The sequence below is a fragment of the Gluconacetobacter liquefaciens genome (assembly GCF_003350405.1).
Lineage (GTDB): Bacteria > Pseudomonadota > Alphaproteobacteria > Acetobacterales > Acetobacteraceae > Gluconacetobacter > Gluconacetobacter liquefaciens.
Genome location: NZ_QQAW01000002.1, coordinates 57,206 through 79,316, shown reverse-complemented (window position 1 = coordinate 79,316; position 22,111 = coordinate 57,206). Strand labels below are relative to the sequence as shown.

The window sequence follows — 22,111 nt, the reverse complement described above, 5'->3', positions numbered from 1 at the left end:
CCCGCCGGATCAAAGAGATGACACCTTGCCGCGAGGTGCGGAAAATCGATGCACCTCGCGACAAGACTTCAAAACCCCCGGAAAACAGCCACCCCGACCGAGCCGCGATGTGCGGCCTTTTATCCAGCCCTCCCTTTTCTGTTGGCTTTCCGGGGTTTTCACGCCTTACCGGATCTGATCCGATCCCCTCAACGGGATCATGTCGGACCTACCCCCGGCATGCCCTGCGAAAAGGCTCTCGGGAGCAAAAACATGACGTAACGTGGTGCCCCGAAACGCATCGGGCTGGCCTGAAACGAAGAGCGCGGCCGTCACCCAGGAGCGAGTTGGAAAGGACAAAAAGGAAACGGGCAGATGAATGTCAGACGATCGGTTTTTCATTAGCCGTGTGACGAATTCCACGTAGGAAATCGTCTCGGCAGGCAATGGCCGACCAGTCGCCAGATGATCGTCATAGCGACTAGGTCCGGTATTGTAGGCGGCAAGAAACCCCGCATCGCCATAGCGGTCGTGCAGCCATCGCAGATAGGCTGCACCAGCCGCGATATTGTCGTGCGGATCGAAAGGATCGGCCCCCAGATTGAGCGTTCGCCGGACATCCTTCCATGTGTCCGGCATGAGTTGCATCAGCCCCATTGCACCGGCGGCGGAAACCGCATGTGGATCACCGGCACTTTCGGCATGGAGGACGGCCCGCACCCACGTCGCCGGGATCGCGTTCCGTTCCGCCGCCTGTCGCACCAGATCGTCGAAATCCTGGGCATGAACAGGGACGGGCGAGAGCGGCAGCGCGAGCACGGCCAACACGCCGGCGGACATGAAAAACCGGGTGTTCATTCCCGACCTCCCGGACGTTTTGCAGGCCGGTTCCAGACCAGTTGCCACTCACGCCCGCCGCGCCCGGCCTGGAACAGCGTGGCGCGGATCGGTTGCATGAAAGAGGGATCGTCCAGGACAACGGAAACATACTCGCCAGCACGTTCCCCGGTGCGTTTCCACCCGGCACCGATCTCCAATGCTGAATCGCCTTCACCGAGATGGATGCGATAATCGGGTGCATGTTCCGCACCATTGTTTTCCGCCGGCATGAAGGTCAGTTCAGCGTCCAGCGACAGGGTGCGCACCCGTCCGACGAAACCATCCGACGTCCGGGTGAAAAAACCGATCTGGCTCATGAGAGAAGTCCTTTCGGGTGTATGAAAATTCAATGGCTGGCGACCATCATTGGATGGGTGGTTCACCGGATTTCATGGGCATCATGGGCGGCGCCAGAAGCGGTCGCTCCCGCATCGGCTCGGGCGGTTCCGGAAGGGGAGCGAAATGCGGCGGTGGTGGCTCGGCTTCACCGGTCCGGACATGAACCGGCACCGCACGGCCAATGACGATATCCATCGGCAGGACACCGAAATACCGCCCATCCAGACTGGTTGGCACAGCGGCGTTCATGACGAAAACCTGCCCCAGCCCGAGATGCTGACAGCCCTGCCAGACGGGCAGCTTGCGGCCCCGATGATCGACGGGTTTCGCGTCGCCGACCGCCTTACCGTCGATGGTGACGTGGACGCCGATGCGACAGACACTCTGCCCCGCCAGTGCTGCCACAGGCTTGAGCAGCGGCACGCCGAACGGCAGGTAGCCGCGTGACGCCAGCAGCGTCGCTTCGCGCTCGGGCAGGCGGAGCGCGACGATGTCGCCGACACGGACTGGGGTGGTGGGCTGGATGCGATAAAGCCCGACCGGAACGCTCGCCGTCTCGTTCCAGACCCAGCGCGGTGTGGGATGAAACGCCAGCGAGGCGCCCACGCCGAGCACGGCGAAATACGTGGCGAAGAACCAGGCGCGCCGGGTCATGACGCGGCCCTCCGGCGTAACCATCCTTCATGCCGTTCGCGCGTGTAGGGACGCGGCTCCTGCGCTGCCGTGAGTCGGTGATGCAGATGCCGCCAGTGATCGGGACAGGCAGCCGCAGGATCAATTCCCAGCGCCTCCACGCCGTCGATCGCCTCCAGCACGCGACGCACCTTTGGCCAGCCGCTCTGGCGCAGCAGGCTCTCGCCACCGGGACGTACAAAGGGCACGGTCTGGCAGGCTTCCCGAGCGTCCACGGCCCGCACGATGTCGATGCAGGACACCACGGTGCCGAAATCGTTGGCAGCCCAGCGGATGAAGGCGAACACGCTCTCCGGCGTGAAGCTCATCAGCCTGCGCCGACGGTCGAGAATGCGATCCTCGACAGGGTGCCCAAACCGGATCCAGTGCTCGATACGCTTCTCGATCCACGTCAGTTCAACTGTGGTGAGGACAGCGTCGTCCGGCCGGAAAGAACGCGCGATCACGGAACACCGACCAGGCGATCCGCGACCGCTTCCCGAGTCTTTTTTCCATACCCCGACCGAGCTATCGGGAAGGTGTCCGAAAGACTGAAATCCCCTACATAATAAGTTATTATATTAGTTATATAAGTTACGGGGCTGATTCCGCTTTTGAAAACAATGCATTGCGCCGATTTTCGCCAATGATCCCACGATAAATCCGCCACCGTTCCCACGATATGATGCGCCGTTGATCCAACGACATGTTTCACATCGTTATCCACACCCTCGGTGAATTGACTCGTTGGAACAGCGCATAAAATCCCCAGTTTTCCGCCAGAAATGATGCGAAACGCATAACCGGGGATGATCTGGCTGACGACAATGGCGCGGATTTTCGCGATGAAATCGCGACGCCGGGTCAGGCTGCCTGAGCGTGCGTGCAGTTCCGCCAGATCGAAGCGCCATCCCTCCTTTTGTCGCCCGGTATGGCGGCGCGCCAGGCGGTAAAGCCATCGCTCCAGACCGCCACGAAGACAGAAATAGGCGGGATCAACACTCAACACGCGCGAGCGATCGCAGGCGGCTTCCATCAGCCAGTCCGGCAGCGTCAGGGCCACGCCATCGTCACGGGATATCCGGACGTCACTGATCCACGTGAACGGCCTCTCCCGCCAGTCAGCGCCCTGGCGGATGTTCGTCATGACTGTTGTCGTGGACAGCCGTTCCAATGCACCGCGAAGGCGATGATATTCATGTAGTCCGGAAGCCCAGCCCAGGTCCTGAAACAGACGCCAGGGCGTGAAACGCACATGGCGTGACACCCACAATCCATGGTTCAACGCATCGACAATCTGCCCGGTCAGCCAGATCAGAACATCGACGTCCCAGACGGTCGCCATACCGCCGGCATTTTCAGCCCGCACCATGATCGCGATATGTCGCGCCTGATAATCGATTGGGGTAAGACGCGGCGTTTTTCCCAATGCGAAAAACGGACGCCCCATGAGATCACGAATGTCACGGGGCCGTGCCGACCCCGTGACCACAAAGCGCCGGTCGGGCTGACGCCAGCTGTCAGCGGCCGGCATCATCGTCCGGCACTCCGCTGTGCCTTGCGGGCCTTTGCCTGCAAGCGGATGATGTAGGCGCGGGGATCGGACGGCATCGGGATGCCGCCACCGTCACCCGTGGACAGCCTGACGTTCAGATCGGCCCAGGCGCAGAGGTCTTCCACGGCATAGACGATCCGGCCGCCAAGCTGGCGGTAGAGTGGACCGGTACCGCAACTCCGGTGTTTTTCGAGGGTACGGATCGACAGGCCAACGAAATTGGCCGCGTCCGGGGTGCGCAGATAGCGCGGTGGCAGTGTCGGCTGGACACGCATGAGGTCTTCCTCCCGGTGGATTGGGCCGCGTGCGGAATATCGCGGCTCATGGGAGGACGCTGCCGGAGAATCTGGCTTGGGGAGGGATGACAAAGTTCAGGCCGCCAGACTGTCACCCCCCTGCTTCAGCCCCTGAAGGAGAGCGATGTGACCGCCGTTCTGGTAGAACGCGGCACCGTCGAGATCGCGGTAGAAGGCGCGGTGCCATGAACTGGCGCGCCATTCATTGCGGGACAGATGCAGGATGCGCTCGCTGTAGATGCCCGCCGCGATCCGTCGGACCGCCACGCCCATGCGCCGGCCTTCCGCGATGCAGAGCATGCGGATCTGCCGGAGTTTCTGCTGCGGACTCAAGCGCAAGATGGAGGGAAGAGGACCGGGCATCTGGCCGGCAAGCAGGCAGCCGAAGCGCGCGACGCAGGCCAGACGGGTCGCGAGATGGCTGTCATCGATGACGAACCAGGTTCCTGGCGCACCGGGCTGCCGATCGACGATAATGACGATGCGCAGCGGACCCGCCGCACTGTCCAGCACGAGATGGACGCCATCGGAACCGTCGTATCGTGCCAGCGCATATGGCGCGAGGCGGGACAGGATGTCACCCCCATCGCCACGCACGGCGACCTCCGGCGCAACATCAGGATCCCAGAAAGCAGGGGCAAGCCAGGCGGGGAGATCAGGATCGACAGGGAAAACGCACCCCCCAGCGACGGGCGAAGGCGCGCCATACCTCGGCGTCAACCTTGCCCATCGTCATGGTTGCTGCATGATCGCGCCGGTAGGCCGGATTATGTCGCAGCCATTCCTGGGCGAAACCGGCAGGGTCGAGCCCGGCGAAGGCGCGACGAAGGGGTGCTGCATCCCACGGCCGGATTGTCGGCACGCCCCCCTCCCCCGATATGTCATGGATTCGACCCAGTATCCGGTGCTGAACCGGAACGGGTAGTCCCGAAGACTCAGGAAGGTGATCCCGAAAATCTCCGGCCTGAACGGGATCATTTAGAGGGAGATGGAGGATTCAGGCCGCGTGGGCGTGAAAGGCCGGTTTTTCCGGCATCACGTGATACCTGCGGCGCATCGCTCCGGTGGGAGAGAAACCATCCGTGTATTATAATACGTAGCGCGATAATACACAAATCGTTCCTATCCTGCGGATGGACATCCGAGGACTTTTCGGCGCGAACGTGAGGCGCCTGCGACGCGCCGCCGGTCTCAGCCAGGAGGCCCTGGCGGAACGGATGGGCGTGGACCGCGCCTATATCAGCTGGATCGAGACCGGGCGCCAGAACGCGACACTGCTTTCACTGTGGCATGCGTCACAGGCGCTGGACGTGCGGCCGGCCGCGCTTCTGGACGAAACTCATGTCGCCGCGACCGTGGCGTCAGGCAGTGAGGAGCGATAGGCCGCAGGCCGCCTGGCGATGGGGAAAGCCCTTCCCGGCTGAGCCAGGAAGGGCCAGTGTGGGGTGGTCAGTCCCCGTTACGCGGACGCTGGCGGCTCCAGACCAGGTTGTAGGCGCCACCTTCCTCTTCGAAGAGGCTGGCGAAGATCGGACCGGGAAGGGTCGGATCGTCCAGCTTCACGCTGAGATATTCGCGCCAGTCCGTGGTGTGCTTGATCCAGGCGGCTCCGGCTTCAAGTTTGCCGATCTGGACCCGGAAGTTGGGAACATTGTCGCTGGCCCGGTTGGCTTCGGGCACGAAGCGGATCCCCCGGATTTTCTGTGTCAGGGTGACGATTTCGCCTTCGTAACCCTCGCCGACCTTTTTGAATGAACCGATGATCATTGTCCTGTCTCCTCGCTTGTATCGGGCCGCGACCACCGTGGCCTCGATGGCCATCGTCAGCCCGGAGACGACCGGCGGCGCACCTGCTTGCAGGCCGGAGCAACGCGGAGGACGGCGGCACGGAACTTTCTTGTTCCGCGCGGAATGGGCGAAGCCCAGGGGAAGAAAGTTGCGGGCCGCCGTTGCGCCAGAGCCGGGCGAGGCAAAGCCGGTCTTCGGGCAGATCGGCCATATCGAGAGGCCATGGTGTGCGGCGACGTCAGCCCTGTGGAGAGACAGGTCAGTCCGTCGTGTTCCGTAACAGGGGCGCAGGGCGTCAGGGACATATCCGTTTCCAGACAGCATACAGGTAGAACCGTATCCGTCGCCGGGATAACCTCCTGGCCGGTACCATGTTCCCTGCCCTTCCAAATCAGTAGACGAAAGTTGACGCCGGGCCGCCGGTCACGCCGACAGAACGACATGCGGTATCCGTAATGAAGCTGATCGCCTCTTCATACCGGTCGGGTCTCTGGCGGGCATCTCTCGCAGAAGGAAAGGCGCTGCTTTATCCTATGCCCTGGTCAGCCAGCAGCCGCCCAACGGGGACTAAACGCCCCACGCTGACCTTTTGGACCTGGCTGGATCAGCTATTCTGACACCGTGGACTTACGCGGGCTGGATGCCGCAAAGCCGTGCCCATGCCGCTCCGCCCACGCACAGCGCCCCGAACGTCGCGAAAAGGTAGGTCGGGATGGCACTCATCTCGCCCATGCCGCACAAGCCCAGCGCCGTGCCAAACCCCGCCAGCGCGGCCGGCAGGGCGAGCAGCGTGGACACCGTAACCCGCAGGGCGGGATCGCGCGAGGAGGCGAGGATCGCCTGACCGGACACCAGCACCATGATCCCGGCAGCGATGCCCGCAAGGATGGCGTGAGTGCCAGACATCATGGCATGGTAATAGAGCATGGTGCAGACCATCGCCGCCACGAAAAGCGGCGCGGCATAGAGCGCACACAGAAACAGCAGCCAGCACAGGAAACCGATACTGGCGAAGCCAAGGACAATACTGAGACCGAGCAGCATGGATCGTGTCCTTTCCATGAGAAGGAACACCACACACATGCCGAAACGATTCAGGAATATCCAGGAAATAGCATCGGCCTTTCCTGATCTGTTTTCACGATCAGGAAAGCGCGCGGAGCGCGCCGGACTGTGACCGGGACGCCCCTTGTTCGCGCCTTCCGCTCGCGCCGTGGACACGGCGCGTTGTGCTGGCAGCATTGTGGCCCCGGTACCAGAAACGCCCTCTTTCCGGCCACACTATCCGCGAGCCGGCTCCGCCGGCGAGCGCCGCACGCGCCGGGCATCGGCGCGCGCCTGTCGCCGGTCCATCGGGACCGGCGCGATTTTCCGGCCGTGTCCGGTAATGGGAAGAAGGGGGCGGCTTATGCCGCCGCCCTCCCCGTCCCGTGCCAGGCCAGCCGGCGGGTCGCCGTGGCTGCGTGGTCCGGGTCCAGTTCCATCCCCAGCCAGTCGCGCCCCACATGCTGCGCCGCCACCAGGGACGAACCGGAGCCCGCAAACGGGTCCATGACCAGACCACCTACCGGGCAGAAGGCTTCCACCAGGGGCAAAAGTGCTGCCACCGGCTTCTGGGTCGGATGCAGCTTGTTGCCACTGTAAGGCATGTCGATCACGTCCGGGATCGGGTTCGCGGGCGGCTGCGCATTGCCTTTGAGAAGCAGGTAGGCATTTTCATGCCCATACCGAAGAAAACGGGAAGATGATGAATAGGATTTGCGAAAGACGATATGCCCGACCATGCGGAACCCCCCCCGCCTTCCAGGCGTCGGCGAACAGGTCGATACGGTTGAACCCATAGAACGACACAGCGAACCCGCCCCATTTCAGGACACGGTGCATCTGGTTGAAGGCCGGCCGGAGCCAGCGCGCATTGTCGTCGTTGCGAACCTTCCGCCCGTCCCTGCCCTGATAGTTCACCAGGTAAGGCGGGTCTGTCAGGATGAAATCCACCGAATTACGAGGCAGTGAGCGCATAAGCTGCACGCTGTCGCCGTTGAGGATGGTATTGCGGAAATCGGTCGCCGTGGTGATGTTGCCGGTCATGGTCTTTGCCCTTTGTTCCGCGAGGGAACAGCCCCCGCTGTTCCTCTGCCTCGCGGCGAGCAGCGGGGGTGCAAACGGAGTGACGGCTTCGCGGGGAACCGGCTGCACGGAGCGCAGCGAAGGAAGCTGGGCGGAAGACGTTACGAAGTGCGCCGGGGGCAGCGCCCTAAGCCCAACCGCTTCCTCAACACCACAATAACAGAGTTAATATTTGTAAAAATAGTTATCCTATCTGAATTTTAGGGAGAGTTGGATCGTTTAGATCAGAGCGATGCCAATAAACTTTACTTGTTTTTATACCTAATTCTGTGACGGAGAAAATCTCCGCATTCTCTGCTGAGGGTGCCAATAGTCCCATTCGAATAAGAGGTGCGACGCTACCATTTGCGATATGGCGTTGCTCACGAACATCTTCACAATGAATTATATTCCAAACACAACCTTTTTCAGAAATAACTCTCTCAATATGAGAGGGTTTTTCTCGGCACCTGCCGTAAATACGGCTAAAGCACGTCGTGAGATCAGCAAGAGTTCTTCTTGATCGCGGCGGAATTTCTATCCAGTCGATGATATCATTTACGACAGGAGAGCTATGCGAATCATCGAATGATATATACTCCTGCCCCAAGCGAAATGCTTTCACAAGAGCTCGCTCTATATCATTTATAGTGTTATTTGAATGCCCACTTTTTCTTGCATTACGATCTTTCGATACAATATTCCTAGCCACCTCCTTAAACTCTGCCTTCAAATTATCTGTTATATTAGATTTACTCACACCACACCTCGACTCAGAGTTTCTACTTCACGAAATCAATGTCATTTAGACAATCGGATATAAAATCATCAACATCGACTTCATTTATTTTATTTTTTTCTATGTAATATTGACGTACCGCACCCAACACAATATCATTTTCATTATTATATATTTTTGAAAAATGCCCATATATAAAAGAAAATACTGATAATCTATTCCGTTTTTCATTGTAAAAATCAACTGCAGGGGTGCGTTGTAAAGAATTATAAGCACGTAATACCGCCTGCTCCCAATTTACCTCGTGACCCTGATGCGGCGAGGCTTTAACAAGCTCTCGAATATCTTCAATTTGAAAAAAAACCTCATCGCGAGATAGTTCAGGCTTCATTTGCTTTATTTTTGGAATGACACTAGCACAATCCATACAAATAATTTCTTCATTCTGACCCGTTATCTCCCACGACAACGGGTCATCCCAATTTTCTGGACTCATCAAAACATACTGGGTGTGTTTAAGAATTCGCCCAGACCATTTTTTCTTTTTCGATTTATTTGATCGTCTGAGTATTTGAAATTTTACCCTCGAACAGCATGGACATGACCAGCTTTCTGGCGTCTCCTGCCAAATTTTCAATCCTCCACTTCCATCATGATTCAAATAATCCTCTTGAGTAGGAATATCAATAGTAACTTTTTTACTTGGAGAATTTGAAGATACACCATCTCTCGACAAAGACCGTCGCAAAAAACCGTTAATGTCATTTGATATATTCTTATAATCAGCGTAAAAACTTTTTATTAATTTATTGTTTATATAATTATAAGGATTTATGTCTTTGTTGCTCCGTACATTACCTTCCTCTTGAAATAAATCTCCACATAAAATCATATTGAAAAGCTGATCTAAAAACAAAACTCTTTTCTGAAAATCTTTCTCGACATCAATAAAAATACCCATTGCAATATTGAGACTGACTTTGTGTTCAGAATTTGGAGACACTTGAATAAACTTACAGATTTCACTAACGCGAAAGCTGAAAAATCTCGGCAATGTTGGAAGTCCTGCTTTTGCTGCTCCATCCGCAGCATTGCAATCTGCACAAACCAAACAGGGCGCGAAACGCCCAATCAGTTTCGAGCCAACATCTTCAAGATAAATGCCGCTACGCGAAACACAGTGTGCCCATTTAGAACCAAATTTTTGGTGTAATTTTTCTTTCAAAAAATCGGCTAAATGATCGTGATGGACGTGGAGGTTGGCAAGCAAAATCTGATTAACCGAGAGACGGAATAAATCGTACTTAGACCGTTCGCAACAGGGACATGTCCAATCTGGACCTACGGATGCCCAGTTTTCGTTGAGATCAAGCTTCTCCGTCTGGAACCTACGTAGTGCTCGCTTTGTTTGTATACTCCACCGGCCATCGCGATCTGGGAATTCTTCTTGGATTTCTTCATCAGTCAGAGATTCCAATTTTTTTATATGAAAATTAACAATTATTTCTTTACTGTTATCCTTCATTTTACCCTCCCTTCCACACGCTTTATATTCATAATAAAATTCTACATTAATATAATCCGCCCAACCAATATGACGGTATCGATCCTGTCCATAACACTTAGATCACCGTTGAAAACATCCTGATCATAGTCGCCGGCAATTTGCGTCGCCTTGTCTCCGAGGCCATCGGTCCAGTCGAACCGCTCGACCTTCACCTCGCCCAGCAGATTTAACACTCTTTGCAATTCACATCGCATCGACACAAGCAAGATCGGTCTACATCAGAGTATTGGACGACAGTGCTCAGCTTCGGTCTGAAAACCGATCATACGCATCGATCCGCCGGATCAGAGGGTCAAATTCATTCCGATAGATTTCCGTTCTCAAAAAGCGCAGCTCAGCTTCGCGTCGCGCCTCGGGAACGTCGATATACCAAGCACGCGGCTGCGGGCCGGGATCGCCGTTCCAACGGTATCCCCGTGCTTTGAGGACATCCTTGAGGTCGAACGGCGAGTTCTCCGCCCAGATGCGCCAAGAAACGGCACGAGCGCCGTCCAGGAGGCGGCTGAGACTTGTAACGCCAGATCGAGGCAGCCGCATTGCCAACAACTCGACTGTAGCAAGACAGTCATGCATCGCGCGATGACGGTCGTAGAAGAAGCCGGCGGCTTGAGCGAGATAGGCGAGTTTCGTGCCCTCGAACCCCTCTGCTGTCCAATCGATCTGGCTGCACGAGCACGCCCACGGCTTCGTAGAGAACACGTCGCTGAATCGTTCAAGGAAGCGGCGATCGAACGCGGCGTTGTGCGCGATGACGAGCGAAGCCGGCGCCGCGAGTGTGGCCACCACGGCGGGTTCGATAATCTGTCCGGCCACCATCTCGTTGGTGATGCCCGTGATCGCAGTGATTTCTGGGGCGATAGGCTCGCTCGGCTGACGCAGCCCCTGGAAGCTATCGCCCACGCTGAAAATGGTACCATCCAAGCCGTAATTGAATGGCGTCATAGCGAGTTCGATAATCTCGTCGCGCTGAGGGTCGAGCCCTGTGGTCTCCACATCGACCACCAAGCCAAGACGCATCGGGGCACCGGGAGGCGGAACGGTGCGAGGGCGCGGTTTGAGACGCCGGATCACCCGGTAGTCCCCCGTGGCTTCCAGTGTCTGCGCCAAGGTCTCCAGATGGTCAGAAGATGTCATCGTCCGGCCCTTCGTTTACCACCATCGGCTCCTCTCCAGCCGCTGCTGCAGCAGCGTCGCTCGGACAGAGCGCGAGGCGAATGTCAGCGGCGCGCCCTTCTTCGTGGAACCACAGATCGACGACGGCGGTATCGTCGCTCCTCGGTCGCGGGGATGCCTCCCTGACCTTGAAGGTCGTCGGCAGATTGACCGACGTCCCAAACACCAGCGCGTGCTGCCGAGGCAATGACGGCAACCGCTTCAAGACCGACTCTGAGATGAAGGGCGTCATCTGGCGAATCTGGGAGAGATCGTCGGGATTCTGTATGCGGTGAACCAGGAAGTTGGAGCACTGGCTGAGAACTGTCTTGGACAGCTCGCTCGGGCGCTGAGACGCCAGTAGCACAAACATGCCGTATTTGCGTCCTTCCTTGGCGATGCGCTCAAAAATCTTGGTGGCGTCGATAGAAAAGCGGGACGGCGTAGAGGCAACATATCTATGAGCCTCTTCGAGCAGTAGGTGTATCGGGAAGTGGTTTCTCGGTTCCGCATGGCGAAGAAACCGAAAAAGCATGCGTGCGATTACCGCACTGACCAGCTCAACGATTTCATCTTCGACGGAATTGAGATCAATAATAATGACCTGATTGCGTTTGGTGAACGATTCTCCCGCCGCCCTTTGCAAGCCGACGATGTTGGTCAAAAATTCCAGATCGCTGACAGCAGCGTGGACGTCAGCTCCTTCATGACGCAGAAAGGCATATTCTGTTCTCTCCTGAAGGGACCTGAGCCGCGTGACCATGGACGAGCAGTAGTCTCGGATTTGGCGATTGCCGTGAGCCTCTTCGTAGAGAATCGCGAAGTCTAGACATTCGTGCAGTTCATCAAAAGAGAATGGCGTCCGATTATAGGCTGGTAAAGGCGCGTCTTCCCGGAGCTTTTTTCTTACTTCGTCCAGAAACGCCGACTGGTTGTTTCCTGAAAAATTTCCATACTGAAAATTAGGATTAAAGCGGTTCAGAAGCGCCATATTCAGGTCGTTTGTCGGATACTTCTGGAGAAGAGAGACGACGCGCTGAAATTTCGATACGGGCGAGTCGCCATCTGCCCCTCGAAAGCACTCAATGATGCAGGTGGCGACAAAGTGCTCGCGCAGCGCCAGAGCTTCTGGCGTATTGGCATGAAAGAGACTTGTCAGACCTAACGCCGTCCGCAGGACAGGCAGTTGTGTTCGCTCGCTGGCCTGCAAGAGCAGTTCCCATTCTGCCATCTCCAGGAACCAATGCGGCATACGGAAGCCTGCCGCCGTGCCGTCGAGGACGACGCGCTCGACCCCGATGGCTCCCTCTTTCGCGGAAGCGGCGAGAGCGGCGTGATACTCGCCATTGACGTCAAAGACGACGAAGGTGGCGCCCCGAGCATAATGCTCCTTCGGCTTGCTGAAAAGGGACTGCAAGACCGATGCGACCGTGCAGGATTTGCCGCTGCCGGTGTTGCCTAGGACGGCGACATGGCCGCCGAAAAATTCATTCAACCGGACCTTGATGTCGTAGTCCTCGAACACCACCGATTTGCCGATCGGCAGCACCCGGTAGCGCGTGGCCCCTTCGGGTTCGCAGGCACCGCCGTTCAGGCCGACTGAAGGTTCGACGGCGGCCTCTGTCTCGAAGATGCGGTCGAGTTCGCCATCCAGCGCATAGAGCGCGTCCGCATATAGGGACGGGAAAACCGACACGCCGAAGCGGAATGCCCCGCCACGCATCGGCAACATGCCGACAGGCACCACATCAAGATATTTGGAAGAGCCGGCCCGGTCGAAGTCGCCCCGCTCAGATGGCGTGCTCGCATCGCGTTCACGCAGGCCAACAACCTCGACCACGACATATTCCGACTGCGACGGGATCATCAAAAATGACCCTAGCCGCGCCACATAATGCACGTCGTCGAAGCCGACGACCGTAAAATTGTCGGTGCCGGCGTGCATCTCAACTACAAAGCGATCGGCCGCGACCGAGATCACCTTGCCGATTGCGCGCTTGCGATCGTCGTGGCTCATGCCCCGACATCCTTCTTGTCGTCATCCATTTTCGGCGCCAGATCGGATAACACCTTGCGAACGGCATCATCGATCCTGTCGCTGGGGCGCTGCGGCATGAAATGCTCGACGATCATGTCGAAGTAGTGCGCCCTCGTCCCTTCGGCTGGGCCGTCGCCTCCAATGATCCAAATACGCGGGTCACGCAGTGCCCGCAGCTTGGCGATCTCGCCGCCCGTATCCGGCGCCGCGAAGATCACTAGACGGAACGTCGGGATCGTCAGCGCCTGGTAGATGATGTTGTTCAGGTGCTCATCGCCGAAGGCGTAGCCGGCCGTGATGAGAACACTCTGCTCGCGCACGATCCGGGACTGAAATTCCCGGAACAGGTCCGCGTAGGGCGAGCCGAGCGAAGAGTTCTGCTTCGCCGGTGTCGGATAGATCAGCATCTGGCTCGTGGATTCCGGCGGCCAGACCTCCTTGATCGGGAACAGGCCATGATCGTCCTCGGTCCAGGTGACCGAACCATGCAATTTGCAGAGATAGACGAACGCATCGACGGCGGTCCACTTGCGGCTGGCAACGTCGAGCTGCTCGGCCAGGGCATAGCGGAAGATCGCCGGGTTGAAGCGACGTTCCACGACGCCGGAAAAGCCGTTGGCATAGGGAATACCCAGCCGATCCATCGCCAATTCGCTGAAATGATCGTAGTTGGTCGTGAACACCCACGGCCGGGGCAAGGACCGATCACGTAGGACCAGCTTCTTGTAGAACCGTTCGTAGAGATCGCGCACAGTGGTGTCGCCTTCCGTGGCGAAGGCCCCTTGGGTGACACGGGTCCATAGGAAGTCCTGGACCTTCTTTATGATGCCGTCGAGAACAGCGCGGTAGGGGTGAAGATCGGGATTCTCGCTCTGGCGCAGCACGAACCGCTGTGCGAACAGCACCTCCATCAAGCGTTCCAGGTTCCGGCTGTAGTCCTTCGCCAAGTCGATCCCGAGCGCATCGAGATAGTCGAGTTCGCTCTTGGTCAGCCGCCACGGTGCCGGGGCAGCGCCTACGACAGGCGGATCACGGTAGAATCCCGCTGCCCGCGCATCGAGGGTTTCCACGCAGAACTCCCAGGCCAAGGGCGCCATGGTCGCAATGCCTAGCTCCTTTTCCTCCCTCATCAGGGAGGAACATCCAGCGCCAAGCAAAAACGCGATATTCTTGGCGTTCATGGCCTCGGAAATCGCCTGACGGGCGCTCTCGATCCCCTTGTTCCAGTCGAGTTTCAATGGATCGGCATCGCCGTTCCGCAGAAACTGGAATTTTCGTTCGTTTCCGACTTCGCTCATATGCCCGCGATTCCCTCCAGTTTCTTATTTGGCCGCGCTGTTCGCCCACTCGATCAGTCCCGCCGCCGCTTCCATGGGCGAAGAGTCAATGGCGCGCCGGAAGAACGGCATTCCCGCATCGTTCATGACTCGCCCTCCCCTCTCGTGCCCCCGTTATACGCTAGTATTTGTACGACGCGCGTCTATCCGGGACCACCCATAACTACGATTCCGCACTCTGGAGCACTCGCGGGCACGCCTTCTCGTATTACCGTTTTCCATTGAAATAACAGTCATCTGCCCGGATCGTATGTCTGTTTTCCTTGCCTTACGGTCGGAAGAGAGCAACGATGACGGACAGAGCCAGCCAGTCCATTGCCCCATCGTATCGGCCGCCCGAGCCCGAATTACGGCTCGTCCTGCGCCCCAACACTCCCGACCCGCGTCTGGTGGCGCTGGTCCGCCTCATGGCACGCCGCGCGGCACGGGACTGGTTCCGGTCACAGCAACAGGAGCACCGCCGCCGCTCCGGACCGTAAGGGATACCTCGTCATGAAGGTCGCGCTCTACGCCCGCTATTCCTCCGACAACCAGCGCGACGCCTCGATCGCCGACCAGCTTCGGGTGTGCCGCACCCACGCGGAGAAACAGGGCTGGACCATCGTCGAAGAGTATACCGACCACGCCATTTCGGGCGCATCCCTGATGCGGTCTGGCATCCAGGCGCTGATCGCGGATGCGCAGCGCGGACGGTTCCAGATCGTGCTGGCCGAGGCGATGGACCGTCTGTCCCGCGACCAGGAGGACATCGCCGGCGTCTTCAAGCGCATGAACTATGCTGGCGTGCGGATCGTCACCCTCTCCGAGGGCGAGGTTTCCCACCTCCATGTCGGCCTCAAGGGCACAATGAACGCCCTCTTCCTGAAAGACCTGGCCGAGAAGACCCATCGCGGCCTGCGGGGGCGCGTGGAACTGGGCAAGTCCGGCGGCGGCAACGCCTACGGGTATGACGTGGTGCGCAGGCTCGACGCCAGTGGGGAGCCGATCCGGGGCGACCGGACCATCAATCCAGCGGAAGCCGAAGTGGTCCGTCGCATCTTCCGCGACTTCGCGGCCGGACTGGGACCGCGCGCCATCGCCTTCCGTCTCAACGACGAAGGGATCTCCGCGCCGGGCAGCGGGGCCTGGGGGTTCTCGACCATCAACGGGAACCGGCTACGCGGCACCGGGATCCTCAACAACGAGATGTATGTGGGTAAGCTGGTCTGGAACCGCCAACGCTTCATCAAGGATCCCGATACCGGCAAGCGCCAGGCCCGCCCCAATCCGGAATCCGAATGGGTGATTCAGGAGGTGCCGGACCTGCGGATCGTCGATCAGGACCTGTGGGACGCGGTCAAGGCGCGGCAAGCCAGCGTCAGCGCCAGCCGGGACACACGCGATACATCATCGCCCGACCATTTCCGCGAGAAACGCCGCCCCCGCTACCTGTTCTCCGGCCTGAGCAAATGCGGCTGCTGCGGTGGCGGCTATTCGATGATCTCCGGCACACTGTTGGGCTGCTCGACAGCCCGCAACAAGGGTACCTGCGACAACCGGACCAATATGCGGCGCGAAGAACTGGAGCGGCGCGTGCTCGACGCCCTGCGTCACCATCTCATGGATCCTGACCTGTTCGCCGAGTTCTGCACGGCGTTCACCACCGAAATAAACCGGCTGCGCATGGAGGCGTCGGCCGACATCGGCGCAGCGGAATCAGAACTGAAGCGGGTCGAGCGCGACATCCAGCGCCTGATGGATCTCTATCTTTCCGAAGCGATCTCGATCGAGACGGTCAAGGAACGTGGATCGAAGCTCGAAGCCCGGAAGAGTGAACTCAAGGACTTCCTCGCGACCGCCGAGGCGCCCCCGCCCCTGCTCCATCCGCAGATGGCGGAGTTCTATCACCGGCAGCTCGCGCGCCTGCACGACATGCTGCATTCGGAGCTGGACGAGAAACGCCAGGAGGCAGCCGAGGTGATCCGCTCGCTGATCGAGGCGATCATCCTCACCCCGTCCGACAAGGGGCTCCTGATCGACGTCCGGGGCGATCTGGCCGGTATCCTGACGGTGGCGTCGGGTGGACAAACGAAAACCCCAGCCCGTTTCCGGACTGGGGTTCGTGATGCGTTCGCATCGCAAGTTCAGATGGTTGCGGGGGAAGACAACCAACGATACTTGCGATTGGTGGACCGCGAGATACCCCGTCTCGCCGCATGACAGAGTCACCATGCCAAAGCGCATGGGCATATCCAACTGGAATCCTTGTCATAGGCAATCCGCCTCATATATGATCCCATATCATGGTCAATGTATGAGGCACGCCGTCATGTCCGAGACCACATTCCTCTCCGACGCCTTCGATCCATCAGGGCTGATCGCGGCGGAACGGCTGAGCAATATGCTGCACATCACAAGGGGTGAACTGGCCGTAACACTGGGGCTGTCGCGCGATGCCGTCTCCAAAAGCGCACGTCTCGGTCGCCCCGCCACACAGGCGAGGCTGCGCGACATGGTCGAGATCCTCAATCGCGTCCGACAATGGGCCGGTTCAGCCCAGCAGGCTTTTGCCTGGTACCGATCACAACCTTTGCCCTCCTTCGGTGATCAGACTGCCGAGGCGCTCGTCCGGGAGGGACGCGCCGATGCTGTCCGGCGCTACCTCGACCGGATTGCGATCGGCGGTTACGCGTGAGGTTTACCGGCCGGGTATTCCGGGCTCATAATCCCCGCTGGTCTTTCACCTCCTTGTCAGGCGATGGTGCGGCACGTCACGGAGGACGGTTCAATCAGGTTGGCACGGCTGCCCTCTATACTTCACTGCGCATGGAGACCGCCTGGCTCGAAGCCCAGCAGGGTTTTCCATTCAAGCCGCAGCCTCTCACGATCTGTGCCTATGACGTCGATAGCGAACCCGTCGTCGATCTGACCGACCCGTCCAATCTTGATAATCTCGGTTTCTCCTCCTTCGCCCTCGCCTGTCCCTGGGAAGACCTTGCCGACCAAGGCAAGACGCCGCCGTCATGGGAACTGGCAAAGACGCTCATAACCGGCGGAATGGCTGGCATTATCGTCCCAAGCTTTGCCCCGGGAGCGACGGAAAATGACAGAAATCTCGTCTTCTGGAATTGGTCAGGCAATCCTCCCTCCCGCGTGACTGTCATTGACGACGAGAGGCGCTTGCCAGCAACCGCAGCATCATGGCCATAAACGAATGGGAAAGTGGAATTGCCGAATGCTAGTGGTCCAACGCCCCGGCTTGGTGCCCGCTATGGGGGGCAAGCAGAATGTCTGTTTAGAAGCTCAAATACTGATATTTGCCATCAAAAAACTTCTCTGTCTTTTAGGCCTGCGGGCTCATCGCGACAGATCGCTTGGACGGGCAAGCCCCCCCTGAAACAAGCAACTCACGACATATACGGGGCTAGTTCCGGATTCGATAGTAATGATTGTCAGTCCATCCGCTACCGGAAAGGGGGGAGTCGTCTTTGGGCTGCAGTCCAACACACACAGAAGCGCTATCCGATGGCCTGCTCCAACTGCGTAACTTGCTGCCTGCTCTGCGAACTTCTTGCAATCGTCAGGGAGAAGTCTCTTTGAGCGCTCTGATTTGAGCTCGATCTTAATCCCTCGAAAGCTGAGGTCAACTTTGCCGCCCGCAATCTCACCTTGAACCTCAAGCTCACTGCCAATGACGGTATTGGAGCGCAGAAAGGACTGAAAATCAGCTTGGAACATGGCCTCGTCGATCGGCTTTGGATAGCGCTTGTCCTGCACCGACTGGCCCATGAGGTTCGCCACCGGGGTAAGCAAAGTCAGCAGGTCGCGAACATGGGCTTCCGAAATTAGTGGCTCAAGCCGCAGCTTCTCACGCAACTGGATGATTTTCATATCCAACTCGCTATAACCGGTCAGCGGGTGTCGCGATGTGTCAGTGCCATCGAGACGGAGCGTTCGCTGGCCAGCGAGCACGATCGCTTCGTCGTACTTCGGTTGCGGCTGAAACTCAGCTGAATAACGGAATTCAAGTGGCCTCGCATTAAACCCCTGCGAGGCGTGCAAAGCCATCCGGCCCTGACGTTGAAACACGTAGGGCGGTGGACCATGAGGCTTCAAGAACTCAAAAGGGGGAAAATCCCAAGTGCTGGGAGGCTCGATTGACATGGGTTCTATCACGAGCCGTTCGGCGTATTCGGGCCACCTCGACACCCGAATGGTCAGATCTAGATCATGAACCTGTCCCGTGCTCAGATTATGCACTGTATCTGCGGGCTTTCCGTCGATCATGAACTCTAGAAAAGCAACGGCGATCTCTTCAGACTTGGCAGACACCCCGTCGGCCGTGAGCGGTTCGAAATTGCGCTTCTTGATGCCGAAGATGGCGACGGGCATTTCCCGTTGTGCAACCGCGCCACGTAGCGCCGGCACCGAAGAGACGTCGAGATCGTCATTGATCGGGGCAAGCGCAGCGACGAGCGCCAATCCATAGGCCGAGTGATTGGCATCGGCGGCGAAGGTGCGATATTGAAGCCGACCCGCACGAAGGAACCGATCAGCATCAACCGCTGCGTTATGCACCGCCTCACTCCAGTCAGCGAGAAGACCCAAGATTTTGAGTGAGAACGCGAACGCTCGCCAGTCCTGCGCTGCGGTTGCTGATCCGAAAAGCTGCACAGCAGACAACACGTCTTCGGCCCTAGCGCGCAATTCATCGCCGCCTGCAGTGTCCGGATAAACGGCGATCGCTTCGATCGCGGCGATCCTAGAAGGGTAGGCCTGAGCGAGCACGACGTTCACGCTCATCCTCCCGATCCTGTGTGTCGACTGCAGCGGCCTCGCTCCAGGCGCGACCTGTTTCCCCAATCGCGTCCATATCCCGAGCAGAAACAGCACGCTCGAAACGCAGGGCGAGCTGCGGCCAGCGCAGCAACGTCCTACGACGTCGCATTCTTATCGTGTCACCATTATTTTCCAGAAGCGCGGTCACGAGAGCATCAGCCTCGTCGAGCATATCCGTTCGGAGAAACGCGTCTACAATGCCAAGTGATGTCTTAAGGTCGTCATTCAGCACTGTAATCGCTGCATCATGAAAGGCCTGAGCGCTGGTCCTGAAACCATCAGGACTCACTTGACCCAGGAGGTTCATAGCCGCATCGGACTGATTGTGCCGATCGACAAGATGCGGGACCATACGCGCGGCGAGCTTGGCAAACTCAGGCTCGGAACCAAGGCTATAGGACAACGACTGTATATCGGAGCGCAGAAATAGCGGCTCGATGCCCATTGCGACTTCGATCAGATAGCGCCTAACTTTTGCGTTTCCTTCGCCAAAGAGATCAACCATACCGGACAGAATGCGAACGCATTTTGCGAGGAACTGGTCCTCGTTCGACTGGACTCGATAATAATGAATCAGGTTCAGGATCGCTAGGGCTGCGTTAGGCCGAAACTGCTCGGGCAGGGTTGCGCGCTGGAAGGCATTCACCGCTGCCTTATGGACGGCGACATATTGATCCCACAACAAGGCGCCAAACGCTTCGAACAGGAGATCAGGAATATTCGCCCTGCTCCGATATGGGAGTTCGCCGACGGCGGTTGCCGCATAAGAACGGCCCAGCACTGATGATCCGACGAGAGCAGTATAAAGGTGTGGCAACACCAGCTTCAATCCGGCAAGATCGCCGGAAAGCGCCTTCGTCGCGCCTAGCAGCGCGCCACGAAGATTGTCGCGCCCATCCGGAATGGTGTCGAACATGCCAACGACCTTGGCCACCGATGCATTGTCACCCGCCGCCGCCTTACTTGCCCATTCGACAAATTCATCTATCAGTCCGCGCATCATAGAACGCCTATTCCTGCGCTCCATGGTAGCCAGAAAATCATCTCCGGGCTGCCCTTTCTCGGCGTCCACTTCCGCCAGTCGGTCATCCAGCAGAAAGAGTGCGCCGACGAACGCATCGAGCTGCTCTCGAACCACAAGCTCCAACCCCCTCGAACCTGCGCGAAACGCCGATGTCACTTCTTCGAGAACCTTATCGTCACGCTCGACTGTGGTCGCCCAGATAAGACGAGGGAGTGCGAGGGAATGGCGCGGCGATGTGGCGGGGACTGGCGGCTCATTGTATCCGACACGGACGGCGAGCGCGTATGCCATCATGACCCGTGCGCGGTGGGAGGGTGGCGCTCCCTCGTAAAGCGATTGGAGCAGTCTATCGACCTCTTGTGGCAAGGCGTCGAACGCATCATTCATGGCTTCGGCCAGATCGGGAAGCCGGTCGTCATTGTCTTTCAGGTCGCTCACCAGCGATGGGGCGCGGACATAGACTGACATCAAGGTTCGCAAAATGGGCGCCGCAACCTTCGCGTTTGAGCCCCTCAACGCGTGCAAACCGCGGCCGGCACGCTCGACCAATGCCCGCTTGCCACTCAAAAGCATGCACTCAATCGCTGCGATCACTTCACTGGGAAACTGTTGATACAATGCCACGAGAAACGCGGAATCGCGTGACATACGCTGCTCACTACCGCCATGGAAAAATTCACGGTCGTCGGGATCGGCAAGGTTAATGGCGGAGTCGACAATGTCAGGGATGACGCCGGCAGAAACCACATGAATGCGTGGCAGGAGCTTCTCCACTGCGGAGCGAACCGTATGTCCCCGATGAAGCATCGTAGTTGCCAGGGTGACTATCTCGGCGTCATCGGCACCGACGGCATCAAGGATGATAAGTGCCGCCTCGGCGAACCAGGGTTGGTCCTTCGCCAACCCGGAAACATATACCACCAGTTCGGGAGTGAAATGCTCGGGTGCGAGCCGCGCGCTCTGGGTTACACGTTCGAAGTTTTCCGCAGTGCGATGGGCGTCGAACAGGCCGATATCGTCAAGCAAAGTACGGGCGATCGCACCAAGGTTTGGGGCAAGGAGCGCGCGGACCGCGTTCCTTGCCTCAAGTGCTTTTGCCGCCAGCTCGGCGTCCAATGCGTCGCGTGCCTCTCGGGCGGCGCGTGCACGGTCGCGCTCAGCAATGATCTCAAGCAGGTTCGGCAGCCGCAGGGGCTGACGGTGCTGGCAACTGATGCAATTCCTATCGTAGAAATCGATGACAGCGTCGCGAAGATCCCAGCATGCCATGCCGCCTTCAGGTGCGAAATCGCAGCGCATGCCGTGAAGTCCTATCGGCAGGCCCGTAGCCTGTTCGATCATCCCTGTTCCGCCGAACTTCTCGACACGTGCACTCGCGCAGTAATTACTTACGAGCACCATCGTGTCGCGATTACGCTCACCAGCCTTGATGGTATCCTCAATGTCGCGCATCTGCCCCGGCACAGTTGTTCCATACAATATCGACACAGAGATAATCCATTGCAAGGATTGTGAATGCGCAATTTCTTGTCGTTCATTCCAAGCCGTTGATCGATGAATTTAGGGTAAATTTTTAATGCGGCAGCTTGATTCTTGAAGGACAGCTATGTTGACATGCTCGCCCCTCCATAATCGAAGCTATCGCGCTCAGAGACCGACCGAGCACAATGCCCCAAAATTGGTCTATTACCCTTCTCTTAGCAAGGTCGGCTTTTGGACGCCCCTCACAACAGCTGTGGATGTCTGCCTTGAGGGCGACTGCCGCCGGTCTGCTTTGTTGCCACTGAACGGACAGGCGGTTTTGGCCGGGAGGACGGAATGT

Annotated in this window: 23 protein-coding genes and 1 pseudogene; 5 read left to right on the top strand and 19 right to left on the bottom strand. The window is 58.1% G+C overall.

Annotated elements, in window-relative coordinates:
* Positions 1 to 165 precede the first annotated feature (165 nt).
* The 8 genes from C7453_RS03660 to C7453_RS03625 all read right to left on the bottom strand — a co-directional run bounded on the left by C7453_RS03660 (position 166) and on the right by C7453_RS03625 (position 4,582).
* The gene (locus C7453_RS03660; protein WP_114726204.1) at positions 166 to 837 is read right to left on the bottom strand and encodes a lytic transglycosylase domain-containing protein; all 672 of its coding nucleotides are present in this window, start codon (positions 835 to 837) and stop codon (positions 166 to 168) included.
* A complete protein-coding gene (locus C7453_RS03655; RefSeq protein ID WP_114726203.1) occupies positions 834 to 1,175 on the bottom strand; it encodes a DUF736 domain-containing protein in 342 nt (113 codons plus the stop codon). Before C7453_RS03655 ends, C7453_RS03660 begins: the two co-directional genes overlap by 4 nt.
* A 46-nt stretch (positions 1,176 to 1,221) precedes the next feature.
* Entirely contained in the window at positions 1,222 to 1,851 is a 630-nt protein-coding gene (locus C7453_RS03650; protein WP_114726639.1) for a S26 family signal peptidase, read from the bottom strand.
* Positions 1,848 to 2,336, bottom strand: coding sequence for a DUF2840 domain-containing protein (locus tag C7453_RS03645; protein ID WP_114726202.1), 489 nt, complete (start codon positions 2,334 to 2,336; stop codon positions 1,848 to 1,850). The genes C7453_RS03650 and C7453_RS03645 overlap by 4 nt, the downstream gene beginning before the upstream one ends.
* Complete coding sequence (locus tag C7453_RS03640; RefSeq protein ID WP_114726201.1) at positions 2,333 to 3,406, bottom strand: replication initiator protein A; 1,074 nt, start codon at positions 3,404 to 3,406, stop codon at positions 2,333 to 2,335. The genes C7453_RS03645 and C7453_RS03640 overlap by 4 nt, the downstream gene beginning before the upstream one ends.
* A complete protein-coding gene (locus C7453_RS03635) occupies positions 3,403 to 3,699 on the bottom strand; it encodes a helix-turn-helix transcriptional regulator (protein WP_012553482.1) in 297 nt (98 codons plus the stop codon). Before C7453_RS03635 ends, C7453_RS03640 begins: the two co-directional genes overlap by 4 nt.
* 96 nt (positions 3,700 to 3,795) lie before the next feature.
* Positions 3,796 to 4,317, bottom strand: a complete 522-nt coding sequence (locus tag C7453_RS03630; RefSeq protein ID WP_245948760.1) for a DNA -binding domain-containing protein — start codon at positions 4,315 to 4,317, stop codon at positions 3,796 to 3,798.
* Positions 4,318 to 4,375: 58 nt separating this feature from the next.
* Positions 4,376 to 4,582, bottom strand: a complete 207-nt coding sequence (locus tag C7453_RS03625) for a transcriptional regulator domain-containing protein (protein ID WP_114726199.1) — start codon at positions 4,580 to 4,582, stop codon at positions 4,376 to 4,378.
* Positions 4,583 to 4,853: 271 nt separating this feature from the next.
* Here C7453_RS03625 and C7453_RS03620 point away from each other — a divergent pair, with 271 nt between their 5' ends.
* Complete coding sequence (locus C7453_RS03620) at positions 4,854 to 5,102, top strand: helix-turn-helix domain-containing protein (protein WP_114726198.1); 249 nt, start codon at positions 4,854 to 4,856, stop codon at positions 5,100 to 5,102.
* A gap of 67 nt (positions 5,103 to 5,169) precedes the next feature.
* Here the strand turns inward: C7453_RS03620 and C7453_RS03615 are convergent, their stop codons facing one another.
* From C7453_RS03615 to C7453_RS03580, 9 genes and pseudogenes are all read right to left on the bottom strand, one after another.
* Complete coding sequence (locus tag C7453_RS03615; RefSeq protein ID WP_025861645.1) at positions 5,170 to 5,487, bottom strand: DUF736 domain-containing protein; 318 nt, start codon at positions 5,485 to 5,487, stop codon at positions 5,170 to 5,172.
* A 648-nt stretch (positions 5,488 to 6,135) separates the two neighbouring features.
* Positions 6,136 to 6,552: a hypothetical protein gene (locus tag C7453_RS03605; protein WP_114726197.1), complete on the bottom strand. Its 417-nt coding sequence runs from the start codon at positions 6,550 to 6,552 to the stop codon at positions 6,136 to 6,138.
* Between the two features lie 362 nt (positions 6,553 to 6,914).
* Positions 6,915 to 7,596 (bottom strand): annotated as a pseudogene (locus C7453_RS19735) (DNA methyltransferase).
* A 223-nt stretch (positions 7,597 to 7,819) separates the two neighbouring features.
* Positions 7,820 to 8,374, bottom strand: a complete 555-nt coding sequence (locus C7453_RS18625) for a hypothetical protein (protein ID WP_141288929.1) — start codon at positions 8,372 to 8,374, stop codon at positions 7,820 to 7,822.
* Positions 8,375 to 8,396: 22 nt separating this feature from the next.
* The gene (locus tag C7453_RS18620) at positions 8,397 to 9,878 is read right to left on the bottom strand and encodes a hypothetical protein (RefSeq protein ID WP_141288928.1); all 1,482 of its coding nucleotides are present in this window, start codon (positions 9,876 to 9,878) and stop codon (positions 8,397 to 8,399) included.
* A 41-nt stretch (positions 9,879 to 9,919) separates the two neighbouring features.
* Positions 9,920 to 10,093, bottom strand: coding sequence for a hypothetical protein (locus C7453_RS19070; RefSeq protein WP_170222030.1), 174 nt, complete (start codon positions 10,091 to 10,093; stop codon positions 9,920 to 9,922).
* A gap of 67 nt (positions 10,094 to 10,160) precedes the next feature.
* Positions 10,161 to 11,054, bottom strand: a complete 894-nt coding sequence (locus C7453_RS03590; protein ID WP_114726195.1) for a 3'-5' exonuclease — start codon at positions 11,052 to 11,054, stop codon at positions 10,161 to 10,163.
* On the bottom strand, positions 11,041 to 13,089 hold the full coding sequence (locus C7453_RS03585) for an ATP-binding protein (protein WP_114726194.1): 2,049 nt from the start codon (positions 13,087 to 13,089) through the stop codon (positions 11,041 to 11,043). Before C7453_RS03585 ends, C7453_RS03590 begins: the two co-directional genes overlap by 14 nt.
* Positions 13,086 to 14,348, bottom strand: a complete 1,263-nt coding sequence (locus tag C7453_RS03580; RefSeq protein WP_245948756.1) for an SIR2 family protein — start codon at positions 14,346 to 14,348, stop codon at positions 13,086 to 13,088. The genes C7453_RS03585 and C7453_RS03580 overlap by 4 nt, the downstream gene beginning before the upstream one ends.
* A gap of 389 nt (positions 14,349 to 14,737) precedes the next feature.
* Here C7453_RS03580 and C7453_RS03575 point away from each other — a divergent pair, with 389 nt between their 5' ends.
* The 4 genes from C7453_RS03575 (at position 14,738) to C7453_RS03560 (ending at position 17,636) form a co-directional block, all read left to right on the top strand.
* Positions 14,738 to 14,926 (top strand): hypothetical protein, encoded by a 189-nt coding sequence (locus tag C7453_RS03575; protein ID WP_114726192.1) that lies wholly within the window; start codon positions 14,738 to 14,740, stop codon positions 14,924 to 14,926.
* Between the two features lie 13 nt (positions 14,927 to 14,939).
* Entirely contained in the window at positions 14,940 to 16,646 is a 1,707-nt protein-coding gene (locus C7453_RS03570) for a recombinase family protein (protein ID WP_114726191.1), read from the top strand.
* A 109-nt stretch (positions 16,647 to 16,755) separates the two neighbouring features.
* A complete protein-coding gene (locus C7453_RS03565; protein WP_114726190.1) occupies positions 16,756 to 17,121 on the top strand; it encodes an antitoxin Xre/MbcA/ParS toxin-binding domain-containing protein in 366 nt (121 codons plus the stop codon).
* The gene (locus tag C7453_RS03560) at positions 17,118 to 17,636 is read left to right on the top strand and encodes an RES family NAD+ phosphorylase (RefSeq protein WP_114726189.1); all 519 of its coding nucleotides are present in this window, start codon (positions 17,118 to 17,120) and stop codon (positions 17,634 to 17,636) included. Before C7453_RS03565 ends, C7453_RS03560 begins: the two co-directional genes overlap by 4 nt.
* A 147-nt stretch (positions 17,637 to 17,783) precedes the next feature.
* Here the strand turns inward: C7453_RS03560 and C7453_RS03555 are convergent, their stop codons facing one another.
* Positions 17,784 to 19,229: a hypothetical protein gene (locus C7453_RS03555; protein ID WP_114726188.1), complete on the bottom strand. Its 1,446-nt coding sequence runs from the start codon at positions 19,227 to 19,229 to the stop codon at positions 17,784 to 17,786.
* The gene (locus C7453_RS03550) at positions 19,189 to 21,753 is read right to left on the bottom strand and encodes a hypothetical protein (protein WP_141288924.1); all 2,565 of its coding nucleotides are present in this window, start codon (positions 21,751 to 21,753) and stop codon (positions 19,189 to 19,191) included. The genes C7453_RS03555 and C7453_RS03550 overlap by 41 nt, the downstream gene beginning before the upstream one ends.
* Between the last annotated feature and the right edge of the window lie 358 nt (positions 21,754 to 22,111).

Coding starts and splice junctions, on each gene's coding strand:
- C7453_RS03635 (WP_012553482.1), bottom strand. CDS start 3,699: ATGCGTGTCCAGCCGACACTGCCACCGCGCTATCTGCGCACCCCGGAC.
- C7453_RS03590 (WP_114726195.1), bottom strand. CDS start 11,054: ATGACATCTTCTGACCATCTGGAGACCTTGGCGCAGACACTGGAAGCC.
- C7453_RS03605 (WP_114726197.1), bottom strand. CDS start 6,552: ATGCTGCTCGGTCTCAGTATTGTCCTTGGCTTCGCCAGTATCGGTTTC.
- C7453_RS03565 (WP_114726190.1), top strand. CDS start 16,756: ATGTCCGAGACCACATTCCTCTCCGACGCCTTCGATCCATCAGGGCTG.
- C7453_RS03585 (WP_114726194.1), bottom strand. CDS start 13,089: ATGAGCCACGACGATCGCAAGCGCGCAATCGGCAAGGTGATCTCGGTC.
- C7453_RS03620 (WP_114726198.1), top strand. CDS start 4,854: ATGGACATCCGAGGACTTTTCGGCGCGAACGTGAGGCGCCTGCGACGC.
- C7453_RS03660 (WP_114726204.1), bottom strand. CDS start 837: ATGAACACCCGGTTTTTCATGTCCGCCGGCGTGTTGGCCGTGCTCGCG.
- C7453_RS03640 (WP_114726201.1), bottom strand. CDS start 3,406: ATGATGCCGGCCGCTGACAGCTGGCGTCAGCCCGACCGGCGCTTTGTG.
- C7453_RS03555 (WP_114726188.1), bottom strand. CDS start 19,229: ATGAGCGTGAACGTCGTGCTCGCTCAGGCCTACCCTTCTAGGATCGCC.
- C7453_RS03650 (WP_114726639.1), bottom strand. CDS start 1,851: ATGACCCGGCGCGCCTGGTTCTTCGCCACGTATTTCGCCGTGCTCGGC.
- C7453_RS03655 (WP_114726203.1), bottom strand. CDS start 1,175: ATGAGCCAGATCGGTTTTTTCACCCGGACGTCGGATGGTTTCGTCGGA.
- C7453_RS18620 (WP_141288928.1), bottom strand. CDS start 9,878: ATGAAGGATAACAGTAAAGAAATAATTGTTAATTTTCATATAAAAAAA.
- C7453_RS03615 (WP_025861645.1), bottom strand. CDS start 5,487: ATGATCATCGGTTCATTCAAAAAGGTCGGCGAGGGTTACGAAGGCGAA.
- C7453_RS03575 (WP_114726192.1), top strand. CDS start 14,738: ATGACGGACAGAGCCAGCCAGTCCATTGCCCCATCGTATCGGCCGCCC.
- C7453_RS03570 (WP_114726191.1), top strand. CDS start 14,940: ATGAAGGTCGCGCTCTACGCCCGCTATTCCTCCGACAACCAGCGCGAC.